The organism is Paractinoplanes rishiriensis (assembly GCF_016862375.1).
Classification (GTDB): Bacteria; Actinomycetota; Actinomycetes; order Mycobacteriales; family Micromonosporaceae; genus Actinoplanes; species Actinoplanes rishiriensis.
Map to the genome: position 1 here is coordinate 1 of NZ_BOMV01000070.1, position 4957 is coordinate 4957.

5 protein-coding genes are annotated in these 4957 nt (G+C 74.4%); 2 read left to right on the top strand and 3 right to left on the bottom strand.

The features are described 5' to 3' along the window. Positions 1–26 precede the first annotated feature (26 nt). Genes Ari01nite_RS33240 through Ari01nite_RS33250 form a run of 3 tightly spaced genes read right to left on the bottom strand, consistent with a single transcriptional unit; the run spans position 27 to position 3161 of the window. The gene (locus Ari01nite_RS33240; protein WP_203786205.1) at positions 27–785 is read right to left on the bottom strand and encodes a class I SAM-dependent methyltransferase; all 759 of its coding nucleotides are present in this window, start codon (positions 783–785) and stop codon (positions 27–29) included. A 13-nt stretch (positions 786–798) separates the two neighbouring features. Continuing rightward, positions 799–1443, bottom strand: a complete 645-nt coding sequence (locus Ari01nite_RS33245; RefSeq protein ID WP_203786206.1) for a response regulator transcription factor — start codon at positions 1441–1443, stop codon at positions 799–801. Beyond that, on the bottom strand, positions 1434–3161 hold the full coding sequence (locus tag Ari01nite_RS33250; protein WP_203786207.1) for a sensor histidine kinase: 1728 nt from the start codon (positions 3159–3161) through the stop codon (positions 1434–1436). The genes Ari01nite_RS33245 and Ari01nite_RS33250 overlap by 10 nt, the downstream gene beginning before the upstream one ends. Positions 3162–3247: 86 nt before the next feature. Here Ari01nite_RS33250 and Ari01nite_RS33255 point away from each other — a divergent pair, with 86 nt between their 5' ends. Together Ari01nite_RS33255 and Ari01nite_RS33260 are read left to right on the top strand one after the other, a co-directional pair. Beyond that, entirely contained in the window at positions 3248–3934 is a 687-nt protein-coding gene (locus Ari01nite_RS33255) for a hypothetical protein (RefSeq protein WP_203786208.1), read from the top strand. Between the two features lie 29 nt (positions 3935–3963). Then, a complete protein-coding gene (locus Ari01nite_RS33260) occupies positions 3964–4869 on the top strand; it encodes an aminoglycoside phosphotransferase family protein (protein ID WP_203786209.1) in 906 nt (301 codons plus the stop codon). The last annotated feature ends 88 nt before the right edge of the window (positions 4870–4957 follow it).

A 4957-nucleotide genomic window follows, 5' to 3' on the forward strand; every position in this document is an offset into this window, starting at 1 on the left:
GCCCCCGGACCGGATGCGGCAGGGCCTCAAGTCCCGACGCGGCGGGCCTTCCAGACCTCCTCGCTCGGCCAGCGACGGGCCCACTCCAGGTCGACGTAGTCGAAGTCGGTGACGGCGTCCGGGCCGGGCCGCACCTCGAGCAGGTCCTCCACCACGAGGCCGGACTCGCGCAACAGCCGGATCAGCGGACCGTGCGGCAGCTGGAAGATGACCGCGCCGCCCTCGTCGTCGATGCGCGACAGGCCGAACTGCGTGCGGTGCAGGCCCCGGCCGGCCGGTCCCGCGCCGTCCGAGCACAGCGTGAGCAGATCCGAGTTGCGTACGAAGACGAGCTCGCCGCCGGGCCGGAGCAGCCGGGCCGCCTCCGGGATCCACCGGTAGGGGTCGCACCAGGCGGCGGCGCCGTGCTCGCTGACGGCCACGTCGAAGCTGGCGTCCGGGTACGGCACCTGCTCCGCGTTGCCGTGCAGCAGCGGGAAGTGGAGGCCGAACTCGTCCTGCATGGCGCGCGCGGTCGCCAGCTGCTGTGCGGAGTTGTCGACCCCGACCGGCCGCCCGCCGGCGCGGGCCACCCAGGAGGACACGTACGCCGTGCCACAGCCCAACTCGATCACGTCCTTGCCGGCCAGATCGGCGGGCAGCACGGGTAGTTCGGCCTGCGGCACCGCCCAGATGCCCCAGTGCGGCGCGGCCGTCCACTGTCGACGCGCCCGGGCCGCGAACCCCGCACTCAGACCGGTGTCCCACAGCTCGCGATTACGTCGTACGTGCTCCGGAATTTCCATGCCTTTGACCTCATCACGGCGCGCAACCGAGATATTGCAGCACCGCGAGCACCCGCCGATGGTCGTCCGCCGAAGCCGGCACGCCGAGCTTGGCCAGCAGCGCCGCGATGTGCTTCTCGACGGTCCGCTCCGCGATGCCGAGCCGCCCCGCGATGGCCTGGTTGGACCGCCCCTCCGCCATCAGCGCCAGCACGTCGGACTCCCGCTGGGTGAGCGCCGCCGAGCCCGGCCGCGCGCGGCCCACCAGCATGGCCACCACGTCCGGGTCGAGCACGGTGCCGCCGGACGCCACCCGCTGCAGCGCCCCGGCCAGCTCGCCGACATCCGCAACCCGATCCTTGAGCAGATAACCGACCCCGCGCGCGTCCGGCCCGAACAGCTCCAGCGCATAGGTAACCCGAACGTGCTGCGAGAGCACCAGCACCCCGGTCCCCGGATGGTCCGCGCGAATCCGGAGTGCCGCCCGCAGCCCTTCGTCGCGGTACCCGGGCGGCATCCGGATATCGACGATCGCGGCCTCCGGTCGTGCCGATTCCACGAGCGCCAGCAGTTCCCCGGCGTCCCCCGCCGTGCCGGCCACCTCGAAGCCGGCCTCGGCGAGCAGCCGGCTGAGCCCTTCACGCAGCAGCGCGGCGTCATCGGCGACGACTACCCGCACGGCACCTCCACCTCGATAGTCGTGCCACCCCCAGGCGGGCTGGTGAGCGTGAGGCGCCCGCCCAGCGCCGCGACCCGGTCGGCCAGCCCGCGCAGTCCGGTCCCGGCCCGCTCGTCCGCCCCACCGACGCCGTCGTCGCGCACCGAGACGACGAGGGAGCCGCCCCGCTTAGCGGCGCCGACGACGACCGCGGAGGCGCCCGAGTGCTTGGCCGCGTTGGCGAGAGCCTCCGCGACGACGTAATAGCCGGTCTCTTCGACCGGTCCGGCCAGGCGGTCCGGCGCGGCCCATTCAAGCCGTACGGGCACAGCCGCGGTAAAGGCCAGCTCGGTCAGTGCGGCACGCAGTCCCCGCTCGGCCAGAACCCCGGGATGAATCCCTTGGCTGAGCCGGCGCAGGTCCTCCAGCGCGGCGGCCACCCCGGCTTGCGCAGCCTCAAGCACACCCACGACGTCAGAGCGGCCCGCATCCGGCGCCCCCGCCGGGTCTCCCGCGCCCGTCACCCGAGGCCACACCCCATCCCCCGCGGCCGGTGGCCCGGCGGGCGGTGTTGTGGTTGCGGCCAGGCGGGAGCGCGCCAGGCCGAGGGCGAACGCCACCGACACCAATCTCTGCTGGGCGCCGTCGTGGAGGTTGCGCTCGATCCGGCGGCGCTCGGCGGCGGTGGCCTCGACCAGGCGGGTGCGGGACGCCTCGAGTTCCGCCACGTTGGCTCGCAGTTCGGCCTGGAGGCGGGCGTTGTCGAGGGCCAGGCCGGCGGCCGCGGCAACGGCGTCCACCAGCACCGGGTCGCGCCTTGCCGCGTCGTGCACGAGCGCGCCGATGCGGTGGCCGTCGCGCTCGACCAAGGTCGCCACGGCCGGGCCGCCGGGGTCGGGCAGGGTTGCCGGGTGACCGGACGCGTCCACGTACCCCTGCCTGACCGGAACCCAGAATGCCAGCGCAAGCGACGGATCGCCGATCGCCTCCGCGATGGCGGCGCGCAGCGACGCCGCGTCACCCACCCGGGCCAGCCGCACGACCAGCCTGGCCACCGCCGCCCGGCGCAGGCGGACGCCGAGCAGCCCGGCCAGGAACGCGAACGGCACAGCGGCGAGCGCCAGCGTGAACGCCACCCACCAGGCGAGCGCCAGCCCCGGCGCGAACCGGTCGACGATCAGGTTGCCGACCAGCGCCGCGAACGCGACGATCGCCGCCGCCCACACCGGCGCGGGCAGCCGATCGCCGCGCGACAGCACCCCGACCGCCACGCACGCCAGCACCACGCCGGCCGCCGCCTCGACGTCATAGAGCACCGGGGAGTCGCTCAGCGTCGCGGCCAGATGCAGCCCGACCGCGTCGAGATAGCCGGCCACGACCAGGGCCCGCACCCCGCGACCGCGGAGCCGGCCGGTGGGAAAGGCCAAGAGCAAATGCCCGAACACAGCCATGTACGCGTTGCGCAGCGGCGCTGTCGCACTGACCAGCACCGGTATGTGGGTCCAGTCGGCCAGGTGCACGAACCAGGCCAGACCGACCGCCAGCAGTAGCAGCCCCACCCGCCGCCACCGCTCCCGCAGCGAGGCCAGCACCCCGGCGACGCCGAACGCCCACCCGACCAACGGGGTGACCGCCACGTGCACCGCACTCAGGCCACCGCCGCGGGCGAGCACCGCGACGGTCGCGGCGACGCCGGCCCCGGCGAACACCACGCCACCGGCGATCCGAAGGCTGCGCACCGGGACCAAGGTACGTGCCAGCACGTACCCGAGGACCCGTACCCGCACGGTTCCCCCCGCAGCCCCACCCCGCGATGCTTGTCGGCGTGCGCAAACGCCGCCTGATCGCTCCGATCGCCGTCCTGGTCCTCGTCCTGCTCGTCGCGGGCGTCGCCGTCGTCTACCCGTCGGTCACCGCGGTGGCCTGCCCGCAGTGCTACGGGCTGACCGAGGTCGCCGACAACCTCTACGCCGAGCGCGGCGCCGACCGGCAGCGGCTGGCCGGCCTCGCCGCCGACGCGCACCAGCGGGTCGCTGCCTTCTACGGCGGGCGGGTGACGTCACCGCGGCTGCTGGCCTGCGAGACCCGGGAGTGTTACGACCGGATCGGCGGAGGCGGCGAACGCGGCCTGGCCGTCCTCAACCGGGCGGTGCTGCTGTCCCCGCGCGGCCTCGACCCGGTCATCGCCGCGCACGAGATGTCCCACGTCGAGCTGCACGAGCGGGCCGGCGACCATCGGGTGCCGCAGTGGTTCGACGAAGGGCTGGCCGTCGTGGTCGCGGACGACCTGCGCTACCTCAAGCCGGCGGGCTCGGCGGACCGCTGCCTGATCTCCTCCGACGAGCCGCTGCCGGAGACGCTGGCCGACTGGCTGGCGGCCGAGGGCGGCGACCGGATGTACGCGCTGGCGGCCTGCCGGGTGAGCCGGTGGATCGGCACCCGCACCGGGCCGCAGGCGGTGGCCGATCTCCTGACCGACCTCGAGGAGGTGGGCACCGTGCCGAATCCCTGAGTTGTGCCGTGGTGGCTACAGTCGCTGCGGTGACTGATGCTGACCTAGACGGCACCGCGGAACTGATCGGCGAGTTGCTCCGGGAGCAGCACCCCGACCTGGCCGGGTTGCCGGTGACCTTCGGGGCCCGCGGCTGGGGCAACCAGATGTGGCGGCTCGGTGACGAACTGGCGGTCCGGTTGCCCTGGGCCACTCAGGACACGGACGAGTTGCTGCTCCGGGAGTATGCACTACTACCTGCGGCGGCGTCGCGCCTGCCTCTGCCGGCACCTGTTCCGCAGCGGCTGGGACGGCCTTCCGAGCGGTTCCCGCGGCACTGGATCGTCACCACGTGGGTCGCCGGCGAACCGGCCGACCGGGCCCCGGCGACGCGCGGCGCCGAGGCGGCCGACAGCCTGGCGGCCTTCCTGGTGGCCATGCACGAGCCGGCACCGCACGACCTGCCGGCGGGCCGGGACCGCCGCGGTGGTCCGCTGGCCGACGCGGACAGAGGAGTTGCCTATGCGCTGAAGGAGTGCGCCGATCGCGGGTTGATCGCCGATCCCGACGTCCTGCGCAAGATCTGGGACGATGCGCTGGCGGCGCCGGCCTGGCCCGGTCCGGCCATGTGGCTGCACGGTGATGTGCACCCGGCGAACGTGCTGACCCGGGACGGCACCTTCTGCGGGGTGATCGACTTCAGCGACATGTGCGCCGGGGACCCAGCCCTCGACCTGGGTGCCGCCTGGCTGTTGCTGCCCGACGGGGCGATCGACCGGTTCTACGCCGGCTACCCGTCCGCCGACGACGCGACCCGGCGGCGGGCCCGCGGCTGGGCGCTGTGGCGCGCGCTAGCCTGCCTGCTAATCGCCGACAACGGCGTCCGCGGCCGCCCGGGCGGAAAGCCCACCTGGGGCCCGCCCGCAGCCGCCGCCCTGCGCCGCCTCACCGCCTAGCCCAACCGCCGCCGGATGCCGCCGCCGGATGCCGTCCCCGCCAGCCGGCCCAGCACCCAGGCCCGCGTCCCACCCGCCCGCACCAGCG

Excerpts from the sequence above, each read along its gene's own strand:
- Ari01nite_RS33240 (WP_203786205.1), bottom strand. The coding sequence starts at position 785 with ATGGAAATTCCGGAGCACGTACGACGTAATCGCGAGCTGTGGGACACC.